Annotated in this window: 1 protein-coding gene; it reads right to left on the bottom strand. The window is 52.2% G+C overall.

The genetic code is table 11. The features are described from left to right. A partial coding sequence (locus AC5ZG1_RS44970; protein ID WP_496136646.1) for a transposase occupies positions 1-255 on the bottom strand: 255 nt, incomplete at both ends.

The following is a 255-nucleotide window of genomic DNA, read 5'->3' as shown; positions in this document are numbered from 1 at the left end:
CTTTCTGGTGAGTTCAGCGAACCAGCGCTCGACCTGATTGATCCATGACGCGGACGTCGGCGTAAAATGAACATGATAGTGAGGTCGACGTGCGAGCCACGCTTTGATCTTGGGTGTCTTGTGGGTGGCGTAATTATCCATGACGATATGGACATCGAGCCCTTCAGGAACTTGGGCATCGACTTCTTTTAAAAACTTCAAGAACTTGACTGCGCGGTGGCGCTTGTAGCATTTGCCGATGACGAACCCCGAGGC

This window comes from Bradyrhizobium sp. Leo78 (assembly GCF_059512425.1).
Note: the sequence above shows the minus strand (reverse complement) of the source record. Positions and strands in the feature narration are given on the sequence as shown.